Annotated in this window: 22 protein-coding genes and 1 tRNA gene; 8 read left to right on the top strand and 15 right to left on the bottom strand. The window is 64.1% G+C overall.

The window, feature by feature from the left end:
* The first annotated feature begins 33 nt into the window (after window positions 1–33).
* The 3 genes from BLT73_RS01650 (at window position 34) to BLT73_RS01640 (ending at window position 3129) form a co-directional block, all read left to right on the top strand.
* Window positions 34–1512 (top strand): alanine/glycine:cation symporter family protein, encoded by a 1479-nt coding sequence (locus BLT73_RS01650; protein WP_245726903.1) that lies wholly within the window; start codon window positions 34–36, stop codon window positions 1510–1512.
* Between the two features lie 142 nt (window positions 1513–1654).
* The gene (gene pheS, locus BLT73_RS01645) at window positions 1655–2737 is read left to right on the top strand and encodes a phenylalanine--tRNA ligase subunit alpha (protein ID WP_090520918.1); all 1083 of its coding nucleotides are present in this window, start codon (window positions 1655–1657) and stop codon (window positions 2735–2737) included.
* Window positions 2737–3129 carry a type II toxin-antitoxin system PemK/MazF family toxin gene (locus BLT73_RS01640; RefSeq protein ID WP_176804841.1) on the top strand — a complete coding sequence of 131 codons (393 nt, stop codon included), beginning with the start codon at window positions 2737–2739 and terminating at the stop codon, window positions 3127–3129. Before pheS ends, BLT73_RS01640 begins: the two co-directional genes overlap by 1 nt.
* Before the next feature lie 352 nt (window positions 3130–3481).
* On the opposite strand, the gene BLT73_RS01635 is transcribed toward BLT73_RS01640, so the two are convergent.
* Both BLT73_RS01635 and BLT73_RS01630 read right to left on the bottom strand, forming a co-directional pair.
* On the bottom strand, window positions 3482–4252 hold the full coding sequence (locus tag BLT73_RS01635; protein WP_090520260.1) for an SDR family oxidoreductase: 771 nt from the start codon (window positions 4250–4252) through the stop codon (window positions 3482–3484).
* The gene (locus BLT73_RS01630; protein WP_090520259.1) at window positions 4249–5454 is read right to left on the bottom strand and encodes a mandelate racemase/muconate lactonizing enzyme family protein; all 1206 of its coding nucleotides are present in this window, start codon (window positions 5452–5454) and stop codon (window positions 4249–4251) included. The genes BLT73_RS01635 and BLT73_RS01630 overlap by 4 nt, the downstream gene beginning before the upstream one ends.
* A gap of 87 nt (window positions 5455–5541) precedes the next feature.
* Here BLT73_RS01630 and BLT73_RS01625 point away from each other — a divergent pair, with 87 nt between their 5' ends.
* The 4 genes from BLT73_RS01625 to BLT73_RS01610 all read left to right on the top strand — a co-directional run bounded on the left by BLT73_RS01625 (window position 5542) and on the right by BLT73_RS01610 (window position 9373).
* Window positions 5542–6333, top strand: a complete 792-nt coding sequence (locus BLT73_RS01625; RefSeq protein ID WP_143025604.1) for a GntR family transcriptional regulator — start codon at window positions 5542–5544, stop codon at window positions 6331–6333.
* A 62-nt stretch (window positions 6334–6395) separates the two neighbouring features.
* Window positions 6396–7406, top strand: coding sequence for a TRAP transporter substrate-binding protein (locus tag BLT73_RS01620; RefSeq protein WP_090520255.1), 1011 nt, complete (start codon window positions 6396–6398; stop codon window positions 7404–7406).
* Between the two features lie 59 nt (window positions 7407–7465).
* Window positions 7466–8047 carry a TRAP transporter small permease subunit gene (locus BLT73_RS01615; protein ID WP_090520253.1) on the top strand — a complete coding sequence of 194 codons (582 nt, stop codon included), beginning with the start codon at window positions 7466–7468 and terminating at the stop codon, window positions 8045–8047.
* 9 nt (window positions 8048–8056) lie between these two features.
* Window positions 8057–9373, top strand: a complete 1317-nt coding sequence (locus tag BLT73_RS01610; RefSeq protein WP_090520916.1) for a TRAP transporter large permease — start codon at window positions 8057–8059, stop codon at window positions 9371–9373.
* 17 nt (window positions 9374–9390) lie between these two features.
* Here the strand turns inward: BLT73_RS01610 and BLT73_RS01605 are convergent, their stop codons facing one another.
* Complete coding sequence (locus BLT73_RS01605; RefSeq protein ID WP_218132492.1) at window positions 9391–9909, bottom strand: gluconokinase; 519 nt, start codon at window positions 9907–9909, stop codon at window positions 9391–9393.
* A 208-nt stretch (window positions 9910–10117) separates the two neighbouring features.
* Here BLT73_RS01605 and BLT73_RS01600 point away from each other — a divergent pair, with 208 nt between their 5' ends.
* Complete coding sequence (locus BLT73_RS01600; protein WP_090520251.1) at window positions 10118–11371, top strand: MFS transporter; 1254 nt, start codon at window positions 10118–10120, stop codon at window positions 11369–11371.
* 33 nt (window positions 11372–11404) lie between these two features.
* On the opposite strand, the gene BLT73_RS01595 is transcribed toward BLT73_RS01600, so the two are convergent.
* The 12 genes from BLT73_RS01595 to BLT73_RS01540 all read right to left on the bottom strand — a co-directional run bounded on the left by BLT73_RS01595 (window position 11405) and on the right by BLT73_RS01540 (window position 23147).
* Window positions 11405–12694, bottom strand: a complete 1290-nt coding sequence (locus tag BLT73_RS01595) for a TRAP transporter large permease (protein ID WP_090520249.1) — start codon at window positions 12692–12694, stop codon at window positions 11405–11407.
* Window positions 12691–13224: a TRAP transporter small permease gene (locus BLT73_RS01590; protein WP_245726902.1), complete on the bottom strand. Its 534-nt coding sequence runs from the start codon at window positions 13222–13224 to the stop codon at window positions 12691–12693. The genes BLT73_RS01595 and BLT73_RS01590 overlap by 4 nt, the downstream gene beginning before the upstream one ends.
* Entirely contained in the window at window positions 13221–14192 is a 972-nt protein-coding gene (locus BLT73_RS01585) for a TRAP transporter substrate-binding protein (RefSeq protein ID WP_090520247.1), read from the bottom strand. Before BLT73_RS01585 ends, BLT73_RS01590 begins: the two co-directional genes overlap by 4 nt.
* A gap of 76 nt (window positions 14193–14268) precedes the next feature.
* Complete coding sequence (locus BLT73_RS01580; protein ID WP_245726898.1) at window positions 14269–14919, bottom strand: DsbA family protein; 651 nt, start codon at window positions 14917–14919, stop codon at window positions 14269–14271.
* 280 nt (window positions 14920–15199) lie between these two features.
* Window positions 15200–15952 carry a DUF5131 family protein gene (locus tag BLT73_RS01575; RefSeq protein ID WP_090520909.1) on the bottom strand — a complete coding sequence of 251 codons (753 nt, stop codon included), beginning with the start codon at window positions 15950–15952 and terminating at the stop codon, window positions 15200–15202.
* 8 nt (window positions 15953–15960) lie between these two features.
* Complete coding sequence (locus BLT73_RS01570; protein ID WP_218132491.1) at window positions 15961–17121, bottom strand: three-Cys-motif partner protein TcmP; 1161 nt, start codon at window positions 17119–17121, stop codon at window positions 15961–15963.
* Between the two features lie 350 nt (window positions 17122–17471).
* A complete protein-coding gene (gene glnA / locus BLT73_RS01565) occupies window positions 17472–18878 on the bottom strand; it encodes a type I glutamate--ammonia ligase (RefSeq protein ID WP_090520245.1) in 1407 nt (468 codons plus the stop codon).
* Between the two features lie 85 nt (window positions 18879–18963).
* Window positions 18964–19302 (bottom strand): P-II family nitrogen regulator, encoded by a 339-nt coding sequence (locus BLT73_RS01560; RefSeq protein WP_090520243.1) that lies wholly within the window; start codon window positions 19300–19302, stop codon window positions 18964–18966.
* 430 nt (window positions 19303–19732) lie between these two features.
* A complete protein-coding gene (gene tig, locus BLT73_RS01555; RefSeq protein WP_090520241.1) occupies window positions 19733–21067 on the bottom strand; it encodes a trigger factor in 1335 nt (444 codons plus the stop codon).
* A gap of 16 nt (window positions 21068–21083) precedes the next feature.
* Window positions 21084–21168 (bottom strand) — tRNA-Leu (locus tag BLT73_RS01550).
* A gap of 149 nt (window positions 21169–21317) precedes the next feature.
* Window positions 21318–22355 (bottom strand): YihY/virulence factor BrkB family protein, encoded by a 1038-nt coding sequence (locus tag BLT73_RS01545; protein WP_090520239.1) that lies wholly within the window; start codon window positions 22353–22355, stop codon window positions 21318–21320.
* 6 nt (window positions 22356–22361) lie between these two features.
* On the bottom strand, window positions 22362–23147 hold the full coding sequence (locus BLT73_RS01540; RefSeq protein WP_090520237.1) for a hypothetical protein: 786 nt from the start codon (window positions 23145–23147) through the stop codon (window positions 22362–22364).
* Between the last annotated feature and the right edge of the window lie 95 nt (window positions 23148–23242).

Here is a 23242-nt window from a genome sequence, read left to right as displayed (position 1 = left end):
ATGCATGTCAATAATCCTTGAACGAGGGACATCATGGCGCAGATCAACGGCATCATCGACTGGGCCAACGGCCTGTTCTGGGGCTACATCCTCATCTACGGGCTGCTGGCGGTCGGGCTGTATTTCACCATCCGGCTCGGCTTCATCCAGTTCGCCCATTTCCGCGAGATGTGGCGCTGCGTCACCTCATCGGGGGTGACGGACCGCGACGGGATCTCGCCCTTCCAGGCGCTGACGGTCAGCCTCGCCAGCCGGGTCGGCACCGGCAATATCGCCGGTGTCGCCGTGGCGCTGACGCTGGGCGGACCGGGGGCGATCTTCTGGATGTGGATGGTGGCGCTTGTCGGCATGGCCACGGCCTATGCGGAATCCACCCTGGCCCAGCTTTACAAGAGCCACGGCCCGGACGGGATGTATCGCGGCGGACCGGCGGCCTATATCGCGCGCGGGCTGGGGGCGCCCTGGCTCGCGGCGATCTTCTCGGTCGCGCTGATCCTGTCCTTCGGGCTGATCTTCAACGCCGTGCAGGCCAATTCCATCGCCGAGGCCGCCGCCGCCCCGATCGAGGCGCTGCTGGTGCAATGGGACCTCGTGGCCCCCGCGACGGGCGACGAGATCGGCGCCTATGTCGCCGCCAAGATCGTCATCGGCATCGCCGTGGCGCTGCTGTCCGGCATCATCATCTTCGGCGGCATTCCGCAGATCGCGCGGGTGGCCGAATTCGTGGTGCCGATCATGGCCGGGCTGTATCTGCTGGCAGCGATCATCGCACTTGTTCTGAATATCGAGCGTGTGCCGGGCATCCTGTCGGGCATCGTGCTGAACGCGTTCGGCCTGCAGGAAACCGTCGGCGGCGTCGCCGGCGGGGTGATTGCCGCGGCCATGAACGGGATCAAGCGCGGCCTGTTCTCGAACGAGGCCGGGATGGGGTCGGCGCCGAACATCGCCGCCGTCGCCACGCCCGCGCCGCATCACCCCTCCAGCCAGGGTTTCGTCCAGGCGCTCGGCGTGTTCATCGACACGATCCTGGTCTGCACCGCGACGGCGGTGATGATCCTGCTGGCCGATGTCATGCCGTCCGAGGAACTGACCGGGGTGAACCTGACCCAGGCAGCACTCGGCGATCATTTCGGCGGGCTGGGGCAGGTCTTCGTCGCGGTGGCGATCTTCTTCTTCGCCTTCACCTCGATCATCGGCAACTACTCCTATGCCGAGAACGCCATCGTCCATCTGGGCGGCGGGCGCGGCGGGATCGTCGCCCTGCGGCTCGCCGTGATGGCGATGGTGGTCTGGGGCGCGTCGCAGGCGGTCACCACGGTGTTCAACTTCGCCGATGCCTCGATGGGGCTGATGGCGACGATCAACCTGATCGCGATTGTGCTTCTGTCGGGCACGGTGGCCACGGTGACGCGCGATTACCTGGCCAAGCGCAAGGTGGGCGAGGAGCCGTTCTTCCGCATCTCGCAATATCCCGACATCGCGCCCGGCGTGAATCGCGAGATCTGGAGCTGAGCCGCCCCCGGCCTCTCCGCACCACGCCCGCGCCCGTCCCGTCAAGGGGCGGGCGCATCGCATTGCAGCGGCCGGGTTGCAGCATCTTTTCCCGTCCGCGCGGCCATGTTAAGCCCGCCCGCGAAACTTCAGGATGACGCCGATGACCGATCTCGACACACTCCGTTCGACCTATCTCGCCCGTGTGGCCGACGCCGCCGATGCGGCGGCACTGGAGGAGGTGCGGCTGGCAGCCCTCGGCAAGAAGGGCGAGATCAGCCTGAAGATGCGCGAATTGGGCAAGATGACGCCCGAGGAGCGGCAGACCGCCGGCCCCGCGCTGAACCGCCTGAAGGACGAGATCGACGCCGCCATCCGCGCCCGCAAGACGGCGTTGGAGGATGCGGCGCTCGATGCCCGGCTGCGCGACGAATGGCTGGATGTCACCATGCCGGGCCGGCCGCGTCCGCAGGGCACGATCCACCCGGTCAGCCAGGTGACGGAGGAGGTCACGACGATCTTCGCCGATATGGGCTTCGCCGTCGCCGAAGGCCCGCAGGTGGAAAGCGACTGGTTCAATTTCGACGCGCTGAACATCCCGCCCGAACATCCCGCGCGGCAGGAACATGACACGTTCTTCATGCACCGGGCAGCGGGCGACGACCGCCCGCCCCACGTGCTGCGCACCCATACCTCGCCCGTCCAGATCCGCGCCATGCAGGAACAGGGCGCGCCGATCCGCGTCATCGCGCCGGGCCGGGTCTATCGCATGGACATGGACCAGACCCATACGCCCATGTTCCACCAGGTCGAGGGGCTGGCCATCGGCCGCGACATCTCCATGGCCAACCTGAAATGGGTGCTGGAGGAGTTCTGCCGCGCGTTCTTCGAGGTCGAGGCGGTCGAGCTGCGCTTCCGCGCCAGCCATTTCCCCTTCACCGAGCCCTCGGCCGAGGTCGATATCCGCTGCTCATGGGAAGGCGGCAAGCTGCAGATCGGTCAGGGCGATTCCTGGATGGAGATCCTCGGCTCCGGCATGGTCCATCCCAAGGTGCTGGAAGCGGCTGGCGTCGATTCCACCCAGTGGCAGGGCTTCGCCTTCGGCATGGGCATCGACCGGCTGGCGATGCTGAAATACGGCATCCCCGATCTGCGCGCGTTCTTCGAGAGCGATCTGAGGTGGTTGAGGCATTACGGTTTCGCGGCGGGCGATGTGCCGAGCGTGGCGGGTGGGTTGTCGCGGTAGTGGCGATTGGATTTCACCCGCGCGCCGGGCAGATACTGGTCGGAGATTTCAGCGACCTTCAACCTCCCGAGATTTGCAAGGTCAGGCCGGTGATTGTCGTATCGCCGAAACTGCGATTTAGAAGCGGACTGGTTGCGATCGTTCCGGTCAGCCTGACAGCCCCCAGAACTGAACTGCCCTACGTTCATCGACTTTCGAGAAATTACCATCCTGACTCGCCGGATGACCTGCCCTGCTGGGCAAAATGCGATCTTTTGATGAATATCTCGCTCAAACGATTGAACGGCTTCAAGGTCGGCCGCCGAAAATGGGCGACGCCCAGCGTCTCTCCAGAGGATCTGGCCGCTGTTCCGAAAGCTGTTGCTGCCGGTCTCGGGCTGCAAGTTAGTTGAATCTTAGGAAGCGATCCACTATGTGAGGCCTGTACCCCGTAAATCGGGCTTTAAGACCTAGAACACTAGGCAGGCTGCTCGCTGATCGATGACAAGATTTGAGTAGCCTAGATATTGTCGAACGTCCCAAAGCCCTGCCTCGGCAGGGCTTTGTGCATCATGAGGCGCGCGTCGACGAAACGCAGGTTTGCTAGGTTCCGTCTTGAGTGGTTGCATGTTGCTCGGGTCGATGTAGCACCGAAAATTGACTCCACCTCGATTGACGCGAGTCAATTGGCCGCTGGCCCGGCGGGGCTGCGCCCCTTGTTTCAGGCCGGGGTTCGCGGCGCTGATGACGCGGGGCAGACCAACACTACAACACCGAAATCATCCCCCCATCGACAAATATCAACTGCCCGTTCACATAATCCGACGCGGCACTCGCCAGATACACCGCCGTGCCGACCAGTTCCTCCGGCTTGCCCCAGCGGCCGGCAGGCGTCCGCCCTTTCACCCAGGCGTCGAATTCCGGGTTCGAGGTCAGCGCTTCATTCATCTCGGTCAGCATATAGCCCGGCCCGATGGCGTTGGCCTGGATCCCGTGCGGCCCCCACTCGGCCGCCATGCCCTTGGTCAGCAGCCGGATGCCGCCCTTGGCGACGGTGTAGGGGATGACCGTCGCGCGGGCGAGTTCACTGGTCAGCGAGCCGATATTCACGATTTTGCCGCGCCCGCGCGGGATCATGCGCTTGGCCGCCTCGCGACCCAGCAGGAAGGCACTGGTCAGGTTGGTGTCGATCACCCGCTGCCAGTCGGCGAGCGACAGCTCCACCATCGGCTGGCGGTGCTGGATGCCGGCATTGTTCACGAGGATATCGACCGCCACCCCTTCCGCATCCAGCTCCGCGAACACCGCCTCGACCGCCGCTTCATCGGTCACATCGAACGCGGCGGCGCGAACGCTCAGACCGGCATCGCGCAGCTCTGCCGCGGCGGCCTCGGTCTTGGCCGCGTCACGCCCGTTGACGATCAGCGCGGCCCCGGCCTGCCCGAACCCTTCGGCAATGGCCCGGCCCAGCCCGCGGGTGGAGCCGGTGATCAGCGCCGTGCGGCCGCTGAGATCGAACAGATTTTGCGTGGTCATGCGTCAAGCTCCGAATTGCGGGTGGTCAGGTCGCTGCGCTCGAACACGGCGGGCAGCAGATCGGTGCCCAGGCCCGGCCCGTCCATCGGCAGGACATGGCCGTCGCGGATCACCGGCATCTCGGTCACCAGCTCGCGATACCAGCCGTCGTAAAAGGCGCGCACCGATTCCTGGATCAGCGTGTTGGGCTGGCTGAACGAGGCGTGGATCGCGGCCACGAAACCGACCGGCCCGGTGCAGTCATGCGGCGCGAAGGGGCGGTGATAGCTGTCGGCAAGGGCTGCGATCTTGCGCCCCTCGGTCAGCCCGCCGGTCCAGCACAGATCCACCATGGCGATATGCGTCGCGCCCCGGTCCAGCATGTCCTTGTAGGGAAAGCGCGATCCCAGCGTCTCGCTCGCACAAACCGGGATCTCGGTCGCGGCGGCGTATTCGGCCAGGGCCTGTGGCGAGTTCATGCGGATCGGATCTTCGTACCAGAACGGGCGATAGGGCGCGACCTCGCGGGCGATCTGCATCGCGGTCGGCAGGTTCCACAGGCAGTGCAACTCGACCATGATATCCATCGCATCGCCGACACGGCTGCGGATCTTCTCGAACGGGTCCAGGGCCTCGCGCATCTGTGCCGCGCTGATCGACATGCCGCGATTCTCCTGCGCCGCCGGATCGAAAGGCCAGATCTTCATCGCCGTGATGCCGCTTTCCAGCAGGTTCTCGGCCAGGGCGCCCGCATCGGACATGAAGGCCGCCAGATCCTCGTACGGCCGCTCGGCCTCGCCGATATTCCACGTATCGACCGGGCGGATATTGTTGCTGCGCACATAGCCGTAGCCCGCGCAGGTGTTATAGATCCGCAGCCGGTCGCAGTTCAGCCCGCCCAGCAGGGTATGCACCGGCTGCCCGGTTAGCTTGCCCAGCAGATCCCACAGCGCAATGTCGATGGCCGAGCAGGCGCGGTATTCCACCCCGGTCGAGCTTTGCGCCATCGGCAGATCCACCATGGCGCGGTTCAGCGCCTCGATCCGGGTCGCGTCGCGGCCCAGCAGGCGCGGGGCGAGCGTGTTGTGGATATGCGCCTCCACCGCCTCGGCGCCATAGAAGGTCTCGCCCAGCCCGACACGTCCGTCTTCGGTATGCAGCCGCACCCACAGCACGTTGGAAAACTCGGCCGTGCGCAGCGTCTCGATCCGGGTGATCTTCATCCTCTTGGCGCTCCCCTCGCATAAGCTCGTGATTGACTGTATAGATATACTGTGAAATATCACAAGGGCATTGGCGGGGGAGGCACGGTGCAGCAGATCGACCATCGGGCAGAATATGCGGACCCGGACGGGCCGGGCGCGGACGGGCTGGACCATCCGGCCCAACCGCAGGCGGGCGACCGCACCGCCGCTGCCTATGAGCGGATCGAGGAGCTTTTCGTCTCGCTGCAACTTCAGCCCGGCGCGGCACTGCGCACCCAGGATCTTCAGGCGCTGACCGGGCTGGGACGCACCCCGGTGCATCAGGCGGTGCGCCGCCTTGCCGCCGAAACCCTGCTGGATGTCCAGCCCCGAAACGGTGTGCGCGTCGCCCCCATCGATCTCGCGCGGGAACGCCGCCTGGCCGATCTGCGCCGCGACATGGAGCGCTTCATCTGCGGCGCCGCCATCGCCGGGATGGAGGGCAATGAGCGCGCCCGGCTTTTCTACATCAAGGACCAGCTTCGCGCCGATGCCGACCGAATCACGCTTGACCGTTTCAACATGCTGGACAAAGCTTTCGACATGCTGATGATCCAGGCCTCGCGCGAACGTTTTCTGGAACGCAGCCTGCGTCCGCTGAAGGCGCTCGGGCGGCGCGCCGGGTATCTCGACATCAGCCGCGTCAGCGGCGCGGCGGGGCTCCGCGAGACGGTGGAGCGGCATCTGGCGATCATGGAGGCGGTGCTGGACCGCGATGTGGCGCGCGCCCGCGACATGTCGGATGGATTGATCAATTTCGGGCTGGAAATGCTGGATCGGCTGGAACGCCATATTGATCCCGCCTGCCTCGATATCAGCTTCGGCCTGGAAACGGGTCAGGGGGGCCGGGCGGGCTAGCCCGGCAAGGGCCCGGCGCGCGGTGGGGCGGGCCGGGAAAAACAGATTGTGGGAGGAACCCTATGAAACTCATTCACGCGGCCGCATTGGCTCTCGCGATGTGCAGCGGCGGTGCCGCGGCGCAGGAATACAGCTTCAAATTCCAGTCCTCGGACCCGGCCGGGAACCCGAATTTCGAATTCCAGAAGGGCTGGACCGAACTGGTCGCGGAACGCTCCGGCGGCGCGGTCGAGATCGAGCTGCTGCCGGTCGGCTCGGTGGTCGAATATAACGAGACGCTCGACGCGGTGGCCGCGGGCATTCTGGACGGGCAGATCTGCGACAGCTCCTACTGGGCGGGCAAGGATCCGGCGTTCGGTCTGATCTCCAACCCGGTCGGCGCGTGGTCCGATCCCGAACAGATGATCGACTTCGTCGAGAATGGCGGCGGCAAGGAGATCATGCAGGAATTGCTGGGCAGCTACGGGCTGCATTTCATCGGCGTCTCGACACCGGGGCTGGAGGCCTTCGTGTCGCGCGTGCCGCTGGACGGCGTCGATGACCTGCAGGGCGTCAAGATGCGCTCGCCCGAGGGGCCGATCGCCAATGTCTTCGCCGCCGCCGGCGCCTCGCCCGTCAACCTGCCCTCGTCCGAGGTGTTCACCTCGCTCGACAAGGGCGTGGTCGATGCGGCCGATTACTCGGTGTTTTCGGTCAACCAGCAGCAAGGGCTGAACGACGTGGCGCCGCATCCGGTCTATCCGGGCTTCCATTCGCTGCCTCTGGTCGAGGTGTCGATGAACAAGGCGAAATGGGACGCGCTGCCCGAGGATATCCAGACCATGCTGGAAGAGACGGTGAAGGAATTCCAGCAGACCCAGCTTGCCGGCAACCGCGCCGCGGACGAGGCCGCCCTGGCCGAGGCCGAGGACAATCCCGACATCACCGTGCATAACTGGTCCGAGGAGGAGCGCGCGAAGTTCCGCGAACTCGGCGTCGCGGAATGGGAGCGTATCGCTGGTGAATCCCCGGCCGCGCAGCAGGTGTTCGACACGCTGACCGCCTATCTGCAGGAAAAGGATCTGCTGCAGTAACGCGATCCCCGGCCGCCCCCGAAGCGGGGCGGCCATATCCAGCTTCAGGAGGGCGACCGATGGCAGACCAACAGGGCCAGCCGCAGCAGGACCAGATCGACCTTGCGGCAACCAGCGAAGGCGCGGGCCCGGTGGCCCCCGAAGCCGGGCTGATGGGCCGCATCGTGGACCGGGTGGGATATGTTTTCGCCGCGGGCATCGTCGTGGCCGCTGCCGTCCTGCTGATGGAGGTGTTCCTGCGCTACCTGCTGAACCGCCCGACCATCTGGGCGCATGAGACGACCGTGTTTCTCTGCGGGCTGGCCTTCACCTTCGGCGGGCTCTACTGCACCAGCCGCAACAGCCATATCCGGGTGGTGCTGCTTTATGACGTGATCTCGCCCGGCCTGCGGCGGATCTTCGACATCGTAATCTCGCTGGCCTCGGCGATTGCGGCGGGCTTCTTCGCCTATGCCGCCTGGCACATGGTAACCCGCTCGGTCTGGGCGCCGTCGGGCGAGATCCGGCTGGAAACCACCGGCAGCGCGTGGAGCCCGCCGACACCGGCGCTCATCAAGATCTTCGTGTTCGTCGTCATGCTGCTCCTGGTGGTGCAGTTCCTGATATTGGCGGTGAATTATGCCCGCCGCGTGAAAAGGTAATCCGGCATGATGGATCTGGGCTTCAACCTTCAGGCGCTCGGGATCGAGTGGGGCACGGCGGTCATGTTCGGCATGCTGATCCTGCTTCTGCTGACCGGGATGCCGCTGGCCTTCGTCACCTTGCTGGTGGCGCTGATCTTCGCGCTTGGCTGGTTCGGGCCGATGTCGATCCCGCTCATCACCAGCCGGGTCTATTCCTTCGTGATGAATTTCGTCTTCGTCTCGGTGCCGATGTTCGTGCTGATGGCGGCGATTCTCGACCGCTCCGGTATCGCCCGCGACCTGTTCGACGCGATGAAGCTGTTTGCCGGGCGCATCAAGGGCAGCGTGGCGATCCAGACCGTGTTCGTGTCCGTGATCCTCGCCGCCATGTCCGGCATCATCGGCGGAGAGATCGTCTTGCTGGGCCTTCTGGCCCTGCCGCAGATGCTGCGTTTGGGCTATGACCGCAACCTCGCCATCGGCGTCGTCTGCGCTGGCGGCTCGCTCGGCACGATGATCCCGCCCTCGATCGTGCTTATCATCTATGGCCTGACCGCCAATGTCTCGATCGGAGAGCTGTTCACCGCCTCCTTCCTGCCGGGCTTCATGCTGGCGATGTTCTACTGCGCCTATATCCTCGCCCGCGCCTATCTGACGCCGGGCGCGGTGCCCGATGTGGATCCCACCCCGGTCCCGCGGGAGGAGAAGATCCGCCTGCTCAAGGGGCTGGCCCTGCCGATCCTGGTGGTGGTCATGGTGTTGGGCTCGATCTATGGCGGCATCGCCTCGGTGACCGAGGCATCGGCCATCGGCGTGGGCGGCGTGCTTCTGTCCACCGTGCTGCGCGGCGAATTCAGCTATGCGCTGCTGCGCGACGCGGCGCTGCAGACCCTCGGCACGGTCGGCATGATCGTCTGGATCGGCATCGGGGCGACGGCAATCGTCGGCGTCTACAACCTGATGGGCGGCGTCGATTTCGTGTCCGAGATGATCACCGGCATCTCCGACAACCCGACCGTGATCGTGCTGGTGATGATGGCGATCCTGTTCTTTCTGGGCGCGTTTCTGGACTGGGTCGGCATCGCGCTGCTGACCATGCCGATCTTCGTGCCGATCATCACCGATCTGGGCATGGACCCGGTGTGGTTCGGGGTGCTGTTCTGCATGAACATGCAGGTCAGCTTCCTGTCACCGCCCTTCGGCCCGGCCGCGTTCTATCTGAAATCCGTGGCCCCGCCGGATATCTCTCTGGGCGACATCTTCCGCTCGCTTCTGCCCTTCATCTGCCTGCAATTGCTGGCGGTGGGCCTGCTGGTGGCGTTTCCGGGCATCACCGGGCGCTGATCGCCGCGCCGCCGGGGTCAGCCCGGCGGACCCGGCCCGTCCATCGCCGCGATCCCGGCCAGCAGCCGGTCCACGAGCCGCGCCGGATCCTCCTCGATATCGGCAGCCACGACGCGCTCATCCGCCGTCGGCGGCTCCAGCGTGGCGATCTGGCTGTCCAGCAGCGCCGCCGGCATGAAATGCCCGTCGCGGTCCGACATGCGCCGGATCAGCGTCTCGCGCCGCCCGCGCAGGAACAGGAAGGTCACCGGCCCGTCGCAATTCGCCCGGATCCGGTCGCGATAGGCCCGGCGCAGCGCCGAGCAGGCGATGAGCGCGCCGGGACCGAGCGCCGCGCCCACCCGGTCCAGCCACGGCGCCCGGTCGGCATCGTCCAGGGGAATCCCCCGCGCCATCTTGGCGATGTTCTCATCGGGATGCAGCGCATCACCGTCGATGAACGCCAGCCCCAGCCGGGCTGCCACCGCCGCGCCGATGGTGCTCTTGCCGCAGCCCGACACCCCCATGATGACAAAGCGTCCCGCTGTGCTGCCCATGCCTCCCGCTCCGTCGTGATACCCGCGCCCCGGACCGGTCCGCTGTCCCGGCACCAATGCCTGTGCGACAGGCTGATCGCGCATGGGGCGAGGATAGGCAAGCCCGCCCCGCCGGGCAAGCGCCCGACCACCCGGCCCGCATCCGCAGGACCGCATCTTGACGCCGCCCGCCGCAAGGCAGATCAACGGATCAGCCGAAAGGGACAACATGGCCCATCCCGCCACCAACAGCGCTGCCGCGCCCGAGCGGACCACGTGGCTGATCCTCGCCGGGGTCAGCCTGTGCCACATGCTCAACGACATCATGCAGTCGCTGCTGGCGGCGATCTATCCGCTGCTCAAGGCGGAATTCGCGCTGGATTTCTGGCAGATCGGGCTGCTGACGCTGGCCTTTCAGGGCACCGCCTCGATGCTGCAACCGGCAGTGGGGCTGGTGACCGACCGCCACCCGCTGCCCATGTCGCTGCCGCTGGGCATGGGGTGCAGCCTGCTCGGCCTCCTGGCACTGGCGCAGGCGCCCTCCTATCCGCTGCTGGTCGCGGGCGCGATGCTGATCGGCATCGGCTCGGCCGTCTTCCACCCCGAGGCGAGCCGGGTCGCCCGCATGGCCTCGGGCGGGCGGTTCGGCACGGCGCAGAGCTTCTTCCAGGTCGGCGGTAATGCCGGCACCGCCATCGGCCCGCTTCTGGCGGCCTTCATCGTGGTGCCGAACGGGCGCGGCGCGATCCTGTGGTTCACCGCGCTGGCACTGCTGGGGGTGCTGATCCTGTCACGGGTCGGGGTCTGGTATGCGGCCTGGCTGCGCGACACGACGCGGGCCCGCAAACCCGCCGCGATGCATGCCCTGTCCCGCCGCAAGGTGAAGATCGCCACCGCGATCCTGGCGCTGCTGACATTCTCCAAGAACATCTACACCGCCTCCTTCACCAGCTATTACACCTTCTACCTGATCGAGAAATTCGAACTCACCACCCAGCAATCGCAGGTGATGCTGTTCCTGTTCCTCGCCGCCATGGCGGTGGGTGTGATCCTCGGCGGCCCTCTGGGCGACCGGTTCCGGCCGCTCACCGTGATCTGGATCTCGATCCTCGGCGCGCTGCCCTTCACGCTGATGCTGCCCCATGTCGGGCTGATGGCGACCGGGGTGCTGACCGTGGTGATCGGGGTGGTCATCGCCTCGGCCTTCCCGGCCATCGTGGTGTTCGCGCAGGAACTCGTGCCGGGGCGGGTCGGGCTGATCGCCGGGATCTTCTTCGGCTTCGCCTTCGGCTCGGGCGCGATTGCCGCCGCCGCGCTCGGCGTGGTGGCGGATCTGCGCGGCGTGGGCTTCGTCTTTGCGCTTTGCGCCTGGACGCCGGCCATTGGCGTGCTGACCGTGTTCCTGCCGCGACGGGCCGCGATGGCCGTCAGTCCCGCACCGCAAAGCCCCGCCGCGCGCCCCGGCGATACGCCCCAGCTCTAGCCGGGCGCGCCGCAACCGCCACCGGCCCCCGCGCTAATGCCCGTACCCGCCCATCCCCGGCAGCCAGGTCGAGAAGAACGGCACGAAGGTCAGCACCATCAGCACCGCGATCGCCGCCAGGAAGAACGGCGGCAATTCCCGGATGAGCGCGCCGGGCCGCTGCCCGGTCGAGGCGGCGATCACAAAGATCAGCCCGCCCACCGGCGGCGTCAGCAAGCCGAAGGTCAGGTTCACGATCACCACGATGGCGAAATGATCTGGTGCAATCCCCAACGCATAGGCAATCGGCGCGAGAATCGGCACAAGGATCATCACCCCCGGCAGCGGGTCCATGAACATGCCGAACACCAGCAGCAGCAGATTGACCGCCAGCAGAAACGCGATGGGCGACAGGTCGAGCGCGATGACGTAATCCGCCAGATCCTGCGGCACGCCCTCGATAATCAGCACCCAGGCGAAGGCGCGGGCCGAGGCGAGGATCAGCAGCACCGCGACCGACATGATCGCCGCCCGCCGCGCCGCCCCCCAGATCTCGCGCAACCCCATGGAGCGATAGATCACCACGCTGATGAGCAGCGCATAGAACACCGCCATGACCGAGGCCTCGGTCGGCGTGGTGATGCCGCTGCGGATGCCGCCCACGATCAGCACGATCAGCATCAGCGACGGCACCGCATGCGCCGAATTGCGCAGAATATCCCGCAGCGGGGGCCGCGCCGCGTCGCTGACATAGTTGCGCTTGCGGCTGATCCAGAAATTCACCGTGGCCATCGCCGCAGAGATCAGCAGCCCGGGCAGGATCCCCGCCATGAACAGCGAGCCGACCGAGACATTCTGATCCTGCAACGCATAGATGATCATGGTGATCGAGGGCGGGATGATCGGCCCGACCACCGCGCTCGAAATCGTCAGCGCCCCGGCATAGGCGCGGTCATAGCCGCCCTTCTCCATCATCCGCGTCATCATCGCGCCCGGCCCCGCCGCATCGGCGAGCGCCGAGCCGGAAATGCCGGCAAACAACGTCTGGCTGATGACATTCGCATAGCCCAGCCCGCCGCGCAGATGCCCGACGAATTGCCGCGCGAAGCGCAAGAGCGACATGGAAATCGCCCCCGCCGACATGATCTCGGCCGCGAAGATGAAGAACGGCACCGCCAGCAGCGGGAAACTGTCCAGCCCCGAAAACATCTCCTTGACGATCACCACCAGCGGATAGGCCCCGGTCAGCCCCAGCGCAGCAAAGGCCGCCAGCCCAAGCGCAAAGGCCACCGGCACGCCGATGACCAGAAACACCAGGAAGGACAGCACCATCAGCGCGATCATCGCGGAACCTCGGCCTCCTCCGCCTCCAGCCCGTCACGCAGATAGGCCCTCGCGATCAGCGCCAGATGAACGACCAGCAGCGCAAATCCCACCGGCATCGCGGCATAGACCCAGAACATCTTCAGCCGCAGCGCCGCGGAAAGCTGGAACCTCGCGCGGGTCATGTAATCCCAGCCCATCCAGATCATCACCGCGAAGAAGAACATCAGCAGCACCAGCACCACCCCGCGCAGCGCCCGCGCGGCGGGCAGGGGCAGGGCGGTCTGGAAATTGGTCAGCGCCACATGCGCGCCCTCGCGCAGTGCGAGGCCCGCGCCCACGAAACACATCCAGATCATCGTGTAGCGCGCGACCTCATCCGCCCAGGACAGCGATGTCCCGGTCAGATAGCGCAGCCCGACATTCCAGCCGACCACGACGCACATCACCGCCAGCAGCGCCACGATGGCGGCGGCGTTCAGCCCGACGAAGATGCGCTCGGCCCGCGAAGGGCGCGGCCCGCCCTCCGCCATGCTGTCTTCCGCGCTCATTCGGTGGCGATGATGCGGTCCATCAGCTCCTTGCCGAACTGCGCCTCGTAATCGGTATAGACATCGGCGAGCTGTTCCTGGAATGCCGCCTTGTCCTCCGCAGACAGCTCGTTCACTTCCATGCCGCGCTCCTTCAGCGTGGCGACGCCCTCGGCCTCGACCTGATCGACATAATCGCGCATCGCCACCACTGCGGCATCGCCGGCCGCCTCGAAGGCGGCTTTCTGGTCGTCGTCCAGGCTCTCCCAGAGCTGGCCCGAGACCATCACGATGGCCGGGGAATAGACATGCCCGTCCAGCGTCAGATATTGCTGCACCTCGTCCAGCTTGGCCGAGACGATCACCGAAAGCGGGTTTTCCTGCCCGTCGATCGCGCCCTGTTCCAGCGCCGGGATCACCTCGGGCCAGGCCATTGGCGTCGGCGCCGCGCCCAGCGCCTCGAAGGCCTTCAGATGGACCGGGTTCTCCATGGTGCGGATCTTCAGCCCGGCCATATCCGCGGGCGAGGCCACCGCCCCACGATTATTGGTGATGTGCCGGAACCCCTGCTCGCCCCAGGCCAGCGCATGGGTGCCGGTCTCGCTGAACTTCGCCAGCATGTCCTGCCCGATCTCGCCATCCAGCACGGTGCGGGCATGGTCCAGATCGCGGAACAGGAACGGGATGTCGAACACCCCCACATCCGGCACGAAATTCGACAGCGTGCCCGACGACGCGATCGTTGCCTGCACCGTGCCGATCTGCAGCCCCTCGATCACCTCGCGCTCACCGCCAAGCCCCGAGGACGGGTAATGCCGCACCGTGAACGCGTCGCCCAGCTCCGCCGTCAGCGTCTCCTCGAACGCCCGCGCCCCCGCGCCGTAATGGCTGTCCTCGGCCAGCGCATAGCCCAGCTTGACCTCCTCGGCCCCAGCCAGCGATACCGATCCCGCCAGCGCCAGCGCCGCCCATGCGAATTGCTTGCTCATATCCGTCATCCTCCCATGATCCGGCCACAGATTGGGCGGATTGGGGGCGCCCCGTCAATGCCCCCTCAACGCCCCGCTACAGCAGGTTGCGCCGCGCCTGCGCCACCAGCAATTGCAGATCGCCCAGCGTCTGCAACCCGAACCGCGCCTCATGCCCAGCGATGAAGGTGGGCGTGCCCTGCAACCCCATCGTGTCGGCCAGGTCCATCGTCTCGTAGATCTGATCGAGGATCGCCCGCGCCTCCATATCCGCGCGCAGCTTCTCGGTATCCAGCCCGATCTCGCGCGCGACCCGCATGACCGTGGCCTCCTCGGCCCGCGCATTCAGCCCCATCATGGCCGAATGAAACTGCCAGTACTTCCCCTGGTTCAGCGTCGCGAGCGACGCCTTGGCCGCGAACATCGACCCCTCACCGAACACCGGCCATTCCCGGAACACCAGCCGCAGATCCTCATCGCGCGAAACGATCTGCTGCACCGCCTTAATGTTCCTGCGGCAGAAGGTGCAGTTATAATCGAAAAACTCCGTCAGCGTGACATCGCCATCCGGGTTCCCCGCCACCGGCAGCGCCGGGTTGCGTTCCAGCACGTCGCGCAGTTCTTCAGGCATCGGATTGGGATGCGGCTCCTGCGCGCGCCCCGCCAGCGGCCACGCCGCCATCGCCACCCCCGAGAGCACCACCCCCCGCCGCGTCATCCGGCCTTTGCTGTCATCCTGCGCCGACATGCTGTCCTCCTGAATCTGGCTTTGGTCGCAGGTTGGACGCTTGGCGAGGCCGAGGCAAGCCGGGGATGGGGAACGATTGGGTGAGGGGTTGGGACGGCCCTGAGCCGCCGTTCGACCAAGCGTGGCGCTGCCCCGCAGCATTCACCGGACCGGCCATTCGCCGCATTTGCGAAAAATTGGGCCGCTCGAATTCAAGCGATGCTGGACGAAGCCAACTTTCAGCGCTGCGGCAATTATGCAGATCTCACTGCCGTTAAACTCAGTGTCTGCCAACATACTCCTACGCTACGGCCCGAGACGGTAACTCATCCCATGTGCGTCCGTCGAGAGTTCGACCAGCCTTTTTCTTGTTGACACCACCCCACTGTTTGAAATGAAACGCAACGCTACTCCTCACGCACTGATCTCGAATTGAACGTACCCAATCTGGGTCCATATAACGAGCTCCGGGGCCACTTTCTCCGCCTGCAATTGCCCATTCGATACCATCAAGATCTAGTAGCCCAACGTCCCCTACAAGAGGTTCAAGTGAAAGAAATTTTGTGAAGGCTCCACTCGCCCGCAAATCATCAATTCTGAAAGTGTAATCGGCACTCTCAACGCTCACTCCCATCCAGATATTGGATGACCATCGAAGAAAAGGTGACAATTCCTTGAGCCTGTCGGAACGCTTTGTCAAAACTTGGAACGTATGATGCGAGCACACCCGCATCACAGCAAAAACGCGCTTAATGAAATCAAGAGGCACATCTTCATGGAACAGGTCAGACATTGAATTGACGAAGATCATCCGGCCTTGCTTCCAGGAGCGCGGAATTTTCAGCGCTTCTTCGTCTATGCGAATTCTTCCATTCCACTTAGGGCGTCCGCCCGATTTTCGAGTAAGGCCTTGGTACTTCGGTTGACCCATCGCCTCTAGCCTCTGCGCCATCCGCATCGCATAGCAATTTGTACAACCGGGCGAAACGATACTGCAACCAGCGACGGGATTCCACGTCGCCTCAGTCCATTCAATTTTTGAATTTGTGCCCATCATACCACCTATGGAAAAATTACCAGAAGACGATCAGCGAAGGAATTTTGCCTCCTCTTTTTACCCTCAGGGTCAACAACGGAAACTTTTTCAGCAGACTCTAGTTTTCCTAAGACATCTTTGTAGTGGCGGCTCAGGAAGGGTCGACCCACGCTGTGTTCACAGTAAACGTCTCTCAGGGAAACAGTTCGGCCTGCAAAATCGTGTAGGAGCAAATCGGCAAGATCATCCAGCGGACGCTGAAACTCGAATAAGAAAGGCATAGTCTCGTCGGCAGGCGAATAAGAAAAACTCGCCACTCCCTGATCCTCGGTGGAACTCTCCTTTGCCATAATTTCCTTCATGACTTCGTATCCTTTGAAATTCTTCGATACGAAGACAAGATGGTGCGTCAAACGACCTTCTGGGTTTTTGAAACGGAAAGGGAGCACAAACTTTCCGCCCATCTCAATAAGAGCATTGGATAGTTCCTCGAGCACCATTTCCTGCCGATGAGCCGGTCTCGCGCCATTGACTTTGATGCGCAATTGATCGGCGCGCTCCTCACCAAACAGTGCGTCCATGTGCGGCTTTACAGACGCGTTCGAGATTCCCGCATTGATACGGTTATAGTTGAAAAAGAAGACACAGTCGCAGCCCCAATCCTTAATCACCCCATTAACCAAGCGCAAAGACAATCCCTTGTACCCGAAAGGATCGAAAAACGTGAAAGCGGGAATAATTTGAGTTTCCGAGAAATACTCTTCGGCGTCCTTGCCGACCTCGTTGCAATTCACAACTGGCTGATATTTGAGAGTTTTGATCCCGGGTAATTTGGCTATTTCCTGCTTGAGAGTGCTCGAATTATTTTCATCAACATCATTAAACAGTGCAACAAGCGCGTCTCGAATTCGTTCGTTTTCAATTGCTTTTTCCAGCACCATCAAGGGCGTTGATGCCGAACCATCCTTGTATCGCCCCGGCCCCGCGTAAAGGTCGATATAGGCGATTTTTCCTTCACCCCACCTCTTCGCACTCCCAACTACGATGTTTGCCCATGCGACAAAATATTTTTGCACAATACGCGCCTTGACGATCGATTGGTCGCCGCGTTCTTCAAAGAACTTTTTTGACATAAATGCCCCAAGGTTACTGTCTTGTTGCACGCCATAGTAGATCGACTGTTCCATACCCAAAAGTAGAACATAACTAGAACAAATGGAAGGGTGAGAATTTGCTCTACTATCTCGCTCGCAGCCGTAGCAGCTTTGCCTGAGACGGCGGCCTTCAGTCGAATGGCGGTTCTCGCACGATGCTGCGATTGCTCTGCTGCCCCGCCGCATGTCCGCTAGCTGCCCGGACGCGCGCCTCGCCGAAAGCACGAGCACAACCCTGTGCACAACCCGTGTACAGCCTGTGTACGCCCTGTGTACGCGCTGTGACCCCCGCAAAACGGCCAAAAAAACAGGCAGCCCGAAGGCTGCCTGTGGAAAACCCTGTGTACAGATCAGTTGACAACCTGTGGGGTTAATTTGTCCGCTCAGACCGAGTAGTACATCTGGTACTCGACCGGGTGGGGGGTGTGCTCATAGGCGTAGACCTCTTCCCATTTCAGCGCCATATAGCCTTCCAGCTGGTCGCGGGTGAACACGTCGCCCTGCAGCAGGAAGTCCATATCCTTCTCCAGCTCCTCCAGCGCCTCGCGCAGCGAACCGCAGACGGTCGGGATCTCGGCCAGTTCTTCGGGGGGCAGGTCGTACAGATCCTTGTCCGAGGCCGGGCCGGGGTCGATCTTGTTCTTGATCCCGTCGAGACCCGCCATCAGCAGCGCCGCAAAGCACAGATAGGGGTTGGCGGCGGGGTCGGGGAAGCGCGCCTCGACCCGCTTGGCCTTGGGGCTTTCGGTCCACGGAATCCGCACGCAGCCCGAGCGGTTGCGCGCCGAATAGGCCCGCAGCACCGGCGCCTCGAAGCCGGGGATCAGCCGCTTGTAGCTGTTGGTCGAGGGGTTGGTCAGCGCGTTCAGCGCCTTGGCGTGTTTCAGGATGCCGCCGATGAACCACAGGGCTTCCTGGCTCAGATCGGCATATTTGTCGCCCGCAAAGATCGGCTTGCCGTCCTTCCAGATCGACATGTTGACGTGCATGCCGCTGCCGTTATCGCCCTTCATCGGCTTCGGCATGAAGGTCGCGGATTTGCCATAGGCATGGGCCACGTTGTGGATGACGTATTTGTATTTCTGCAAATGGTCGGCCTGTTCGGTCAACTCGCCAAAGACCAGCCCCAGCTCGTGCTGCGCGCTGGCAACCTCGTGGTGGTGCTTGTCAACCTTCATGCCAATCCGCTTCATCGTGGACAGCATCTCGCCGCGGATATCCTGCCCCGCATCAATCGGGTTTACGGGGAAATACCCCCCCTTGTGACCGGCGCGATGCGCGGTGTTGCCCATCTCGTATTCGGCGTCGGTGTTCCAGGCGGCGTCGGCGGCGTCGATCTGGTACGCGACCTTGTGCGGTGTCACGGAGTAGCGGACATCATCGAACAGGAAGAACTCGGCCTCGGGCCCCCAGAAGGAGACATCGCCGATCCCGGTCGATTTCAGATAGGCCTCGGCCTTGACGGCGGTGCCGCGCGGGTCGCGGGCATAGGGTTCGCCGGTGTCGGGCTCGACCACATTGCAATGCACGCAGAGCGTTTTCTCCGCGTAGAACGGGTCCAGATAGACCGAGGAGGTGTCCGGCATCAGCTTCATGTCGGACTGGTCGATCGACTTCCACCCGGCGATCGAGGAGCCGTCGAACATGAAGCCGTCCTCGAAGAAATCCTCGTCGATCTCATCCTTAATCAGCGTGACATGCTGAAGCTTGCCCTTCGGATCGGTGAAGCGGACATCGACATACTCGACCTCCTCATCCTGCATCAGCTTGATGACGTCTGCGACTTTCATGGTTGCCCTTCCTTTTTCGTGCTGAAACCGGCCAGGGCCGGCTCCGTGTCGCCAATCTCTGTTCTCGTCCGGCCCCGCGCGCGCGTCAGACCGCGTCCTCGCCGGTTTCGCCGGTGCGGATGCGAATCGCCTGATCGATCGGCGAGACGAAGATCTTGCCATCCCCGATCTTCTCAGTTCTCGCCGCCGAGACAATGGCCTCAACGGCGGCGTCGATCTGGTCATCGGGGAGCACCATCTCGATCTTGATCTTGGGCAGGAAATCCACCACGTATTCGGCCCCGCGATAGAGCTCCGTGTGCCCTTTCTGGCGACCAAAGCCCTTGACCTCGGTGACGGTCAGCCCCTGCACGCCGACTTCCTGAAGGGCCTCCTTCACATCGTCCAGCTTGAACGGCTTGATGATCGCTTCGATCTTTTTCATCGCGGTGATCCTTCCTGCGCTTGTCTGCGACCTGCTTGCCGGGTTTGCGGTCAGCCGTCCACGCATTGCGCATAAGATCCGGGCGGTTGGGCCGGAAAGATCCGGGCATTCGCCTAGCAATTGGGCGATGTGCACAGAAAACAGGCAGCTTTTGTCTCTAGTCGTTCGGCGCGACGGTCATCAGCCCCGCGCGCCAATGCCGCCCTGGACATCAATCCGGCCGGTATCCGGTTCTCGCGGCGGTGCCGCGGCGCGGTCAAGGCAGACCCCGATGAAGCCGAGCGTGAGAAAGCGTTCGGCCGCGTCGGAGCAGATCGTGCTGCGCAGGGCTTGCCAAAACCCAGGCGGCATCTGCCGGTCTCAGGGAGACCGGATACAGAAAAGCCGCGGCCAGATGGCCGCGGCTTATCCGTCTGCGTTTGCGCGCGGATTACAGCTCGTCGAGGCTTTCGACGGCTTTCTCCAGCTCTTCCTTGCTGACTTCCTTGTCCTCGACCTTCGCCTGCTCGACGATGTGATCGACCACCTTGTCCTCGAAGATCGGGGCGCGGAGTTGCTGCTGCGCCTGTGCGTTCTGCTGGATGAACTCGAAGAACTGACGCTCCTGGCCGGGGAACTGGCGGGCCTGGTTCATCACCGCCTGGGTGAATTCCTGATCCGACACCTGCACCTCGGCCTTCTGGCCGATCTCGGCCAGCAGCAGGCCAAGACGCACGCGGCGCTCGGCCAGTTTCTTGTGCTCCTCGGTCGGCTCGATCTCGCCGTGGTTATGGCCCTGCTCCTCGGGATGTTCCTCGTGCCAGAGCTGGTGGGCGATCTGGCCGGCCTCGGCCTCCACCAGAACCTCGGGCAGGTCGAACTTGACCTGATCGTCCAGTTGATCGAGCAGCGAACGCTTCATCACAGCGCGGCTGGCGCCTTTGTATTCCGCCTCGAGCCGTTCGGTGATCTGCTCTTTCAGCTTGTCGAGCGACTCGGCGCCGAAACGCTTGGCCAGTTCATCGTCGATCTGGGCATCGACCGGCTTCTTGACGGCCTTGACGGTGGTGGCGAAGACCGCATCCTTGCCGGCCAGATGTTCGGCGCCGTATTCGGCGGGGAAGGTGACCTTCACCTCGACCTCGTCACCGGCCTTCGCACCGATCAGCTGATCCTCGAAACCGGGGATGAAGCTGTTCGAGCCGAGCACGAGCGGATAATCCTCGGCCGCGCCGCCCTCGAATTCCTCGCCATCGACCGAGCCCTTGAAGTCGATCACGATCTGATCGTCCTTCGCGGCCTTGGAGCCCTTGCGCTTGTCCTCATAAGCGGTGGCGTTCTTGGCCAGCCCGTCCAGGGCTTCCTGAACCGCGGCATCTTCGGCCTTCACGACGAGGCGCTCCAGCTTCACCTTCGACAGATCGACCTCGGGGATCTCCGGCAGGATCTCGTAGGAGACGTTGACCACGACGTCGTCGCCTTCCTTCCAGTTCTCGCCATCCTGCATCTCGACCTTGGGCTGCACGGCCGGACGGTCGCCGGATTTCTCCAGATGCTCGCGCAGCGCGCCGTCGATGGAATCCTGCATCGCATCGCCCATGACGCGCGGGCCGAACTGCTTTTTCAGCATGGCCATCGGCACCTTGCCCTTGCGGAAGCCCTTCATCTCGACTTCGGGCTGGGCTTCTTTCAGCTTGGCATCCACCTGGGCGGCCAGATCCGCGGCCGGGAGGGTCATCTGGTAGCCGCGCTTGAGGCCTTCGTTCTGGGTCTCTGTGACCTGCATGTTTCATCCTTCGTCATGGTGCGGGTGGAGGGACTTGAACCCCCACGCCTTGCGGCGCCAGAACCTAAATCTGGTGCGTCTACCAGTTTCGCCACACCCGCAATGTCAAGCGGCGGGCACTCCGGCCCGCCCCGTAAATCCGCGCCGTTCTAGCAAAGCAATCGCGCGGGCGCGAGCGGAAAATCGAGGCGTCTGGCGCACGGGGGAGGCGCCGTCGCGCGGCCTGTGCCGCAGGCCACGCACCCGCCGGTCAGCGCCGCGGCGCCTCGCCGTTGAGCGCGCGCAGATGGCGTTGGGCCACGGCATTGATTTCTGCGCCGACAAGCACGACGATGGCGGAAATCCACATCCACATCATCAGCACCACGACGGCACCAAGCGTGCCGTAGGTTTCGTTGTAGGACGCGAAATTCGACGTATAGAAAGAGAACAGCGCCGAGGCCGCCACCAGCCCGACCGCGGCGAACAGCGCACCGGGCGAGATCCAGCTGAAATGCGCGTCATCGCGGCTCGGTCCCCAGCGATACAGCGCCGAGATGGCCAGCAGCAGCACCGCGAACATGATCGGCCAGCGGATCGCAGTGACCAGATCGCGCGTCTCTGCCGGTATGGGCAGCCAGTCGAGCAGGGCGGGCAGCACCGCGATTGTGGCGACGAGCGCGATGACCAGCACGATCGCACCCAGCGTCATCGCCAGCGATACGATGTTCAGCATGACGAAGCCGCGCCGCTCACGCTGGAACCAGGCGACGTTGAGCGCGTCCATAAGCGCCTTCATGCCGCCATTGGCCGACCACAACGTCGCCAGGAGCCCGGCGATCCCGGCAAAGGACAAGGCGGTGCCGGGCGATTCGATGATCGCCTCGACCTGGCCGCGAATGATGTCGAGCGCCGAGGACGGCACGAATTCCTGCAGGCTGTCGAGCTGCTGGCGGATCACCTCGGGATCGGCCACCAGCCCGAAGATCGACACGAGCGCGGTGATGGCCGGGAACAACGCCAGCAGCCCGAAAAACGTCACGCCGCCCGCGACCGAGGTCACGCGATCCTCTCCGATTTCCTTGACCGTGCCCTTGAGGACCGCCCACCACTCGGACCCACGTAAGCCCCAGGGAGTCCGGGGCGCATCGGCGCGCGGGGCGGGCAGGTCAGCGTCGGGATCACCGTCCCGCACCCGCTTGGCCGCGGCTGGCGGCGGCGGCTCGTCCAGCCCGTATCTGCGGCGGACATCGTCAGGGAGCGGGCCGAAAAACGCATCGGCGACGGATCGGTCAGAGCGTGCAGTCATGCGGGATTACAGCCTGTGGGTCCGGTCTTTGCTGCCGTCCACGCGGCGATACTCGGCATCGCGGCCCGTGTCGTCACGCCCGGCCGCCTCGCGGCCGCGCGGCGCATCGTCACGATCCCCAGCGGCATGGCGACGTGATCCGCGATCCGTTGACCCGTCGGTGCTGCGGCTGCCGAGGAATCCGGTCAGGCGGTCCGCGGCGCTCTCGAAGTCGCGCATGATGCCGTCGGTCTTGCCGGAGACCTTCTGCAGACCCTCGACCGCGGCATTTGCGGCTGTGAGGATGCCGGTCAGGCTGGTCGCGACCTTGTTGGCATTGTCGCTCAGATCGTCGATGAAATTCCCTGACGATCGTTGCGAGGAGCGGGCGCGGGACTGTGCCTGACGGCGCGCGCGCTTGCGGGTCTCGGTCGCATGGTCGTCATAATCGTCGAAATTCGCGCGCGCCCGGCTGCGCATGGCCTGCCTGTCCTCGGCGCCAAGCGCCTCGAAGCGGGGGGCGTAGCGGCGACGGGGGCCTGCATGGCGGCTGCGCGAGCGGCGCGCCCGGTGATCGTCGTCATCATCGTCTCCGCTGACCGCGTCAATCACGGCGCGGCCTGCGAACACCGCAAGCGCGGTCGTCGCCGCTGCGGCCACGCCGACGCCGCCCCAGATCAGCCAGTCGGGACCACCTTTCCGCGGCGGTGCCAGACGCCGGTTCGGCGGGATGCTGTCAGACGGGATATGGCCCTCGGGGACGGGGCGCGGGCCGTGGGGGGTGTCAGAGGTCACATCAGCAAAGCGCGACATGGGCCATTCCTTTCGATTCGCGTGTCGGGACAGAACGAGCGGCGGCGCGGTTTCGTTCCGCAGATCGCTCCAAAACCGCTGCGCACCAACGGCAC

The organism is Paracoccus isoporae (genome assembly GCF_900101865.1).
Taxonomy (GTDB): Bacteria; Pseudomonadota; Alphaproteobacteria; order Rhodobacterales; family Rhodobacteraceae; genus Paracoccus; species Paracoccus isoporae.
This window is presented reverse-complemented; position numbering and strand designations above follow the sequence as displayed.

Coding starts and splice junctions, on each gene's coding strand:
- BLT73_RS01560 (WP_090520243.1), bottom strand. CDS start 19,302: ATGAAAAAGATCGAAGCGATCATCAAGCCGTTCAAGCTGGACGATGTG.
- BLT73_RS01575 (WP_090520909.1), bottom strand. CDS start 15,952: ATGGGCACAAATTCAAAAATTGAATGGACTGAGGCGACGTGGAATCCC.
- BLT73_RS01635 (WP_090520260.1), bottom strand. CDS start 4,252: ATGACCACGCAAAATCTGTTCGATCTCAGCGGCCGCACGGCGCTGATC.
- BLT73_RS01650 (WP_245726903.1), top strand. CDS start 34: ATGGCGCAGATCAACGGCATCATCGACTGGGCCAACGGCCTGTTCTGG.
- BLT73_RS01595 (WP_090520249.1), bottom strand. CDS start 12,694: ATGATCGCGCTGATGGTGCTGTCCTTCCTGGTGTTTCTGGTCATCGGC.
- BLT73_RS01545 (WP_090520239.1), bottom strand. CDS start 22,355: ATGACTGCACGCTCTGACCGATCCGTCGCCGATGCGTTTTTCGGCCCG.
- tig (WP_090520241.1), bottom strand. CDS start 21,067: ATGCAGGTCACAGAGACCCAGAACGAAGGCCTCAAGCGCGGCTACCAG.
- glnA (WP_090520245.1), bottom strand. CDS start 18,878: ATGAAAGTCGCAGACGTCATCAAGCTGATGCAGGATGAGGAGGTCGAG.
- BLT73_RS01620 (WP_090520255.1), top strand. CDS start 6,396: ATGAAACTCATTCACGCGGCCGCATTGGCTCTCGCGATGTGCAGCGGC.
- BLT73_RS01590 (WP_245726902.1), bottom strand. CDS start 13,224: ATGAGCGCGGAAGACAGCATGGCGGAGGGCGGGCCGCGCCCTTCGCGG.
- BLT73_RS01605 (WP_218132492.1), bottom strand. CDS start 9,909: ATGGGCAGCACAGCGGGACGCTTTGTCATCATGGGGGTGTCGGGCTGC.
- BLT73_RS01580 (WP_245726898.1), bottom strand. CDS start 14,919: ATGTCGGCGCAGGATGACAGCAAAGGCCGGATGACGCGGCGGGGGGTG.
- BLT73_RS01570 (WP_218132491.1), bottom strand. CDS start 17,121: ATGGAACAGTCGATCTACTATGGCGTGCAACAAGACAGTAACCTTGGG.
- BLT73_RS01540 (WP_090520237.1), bottom strand. CDS start 23,147: ATGTCGCGCTTTGCTGATGTGACCTCTGACACCCCCCACGGCCCGCGC.
- BLT73_RS01615 (WP_090520253.1), top strand. CDS start 7,466: ATGGCAGACCAACAGGGCCAGCCGCAGCAGGACCAGATCGACCTTGCG.
- BLT73_RS01585 (WP_090520247.1), bottom strand. CDS start 14,192: ATGAGCAAGCAATTCGCATGGGCGGCGCTGGCGCTGGCGGGATCGGTA.
- BLT73_RS01610 (WP_090520916.1), top strand. CDS start 8,057: ATGGATCTGGGCTTCAACCTTCAGGCGCTCGGGATCGAGTGGGGCACG.
- BLT73_RS01600 (WP_090520251.1), top strand. CDS start 10,118: ATGGCCCATCCCGCCACCAACAGCGCTGCCGCGCCCGAGCGGACCACG.
- BLT73_RS01630 (WP_090520259.1), bottom strand. CDS start 5,454: ATGAAGATCACCCGGATCGAGACGCTGCGCACGGCCGAGTTTTCCAAC.
- pheS (WP_090520918.1), top strand. CDS start 1,655: ATGACCGATCTCGACACACTCCGTTCGACCTATCTCGCCCGTGTGGCC.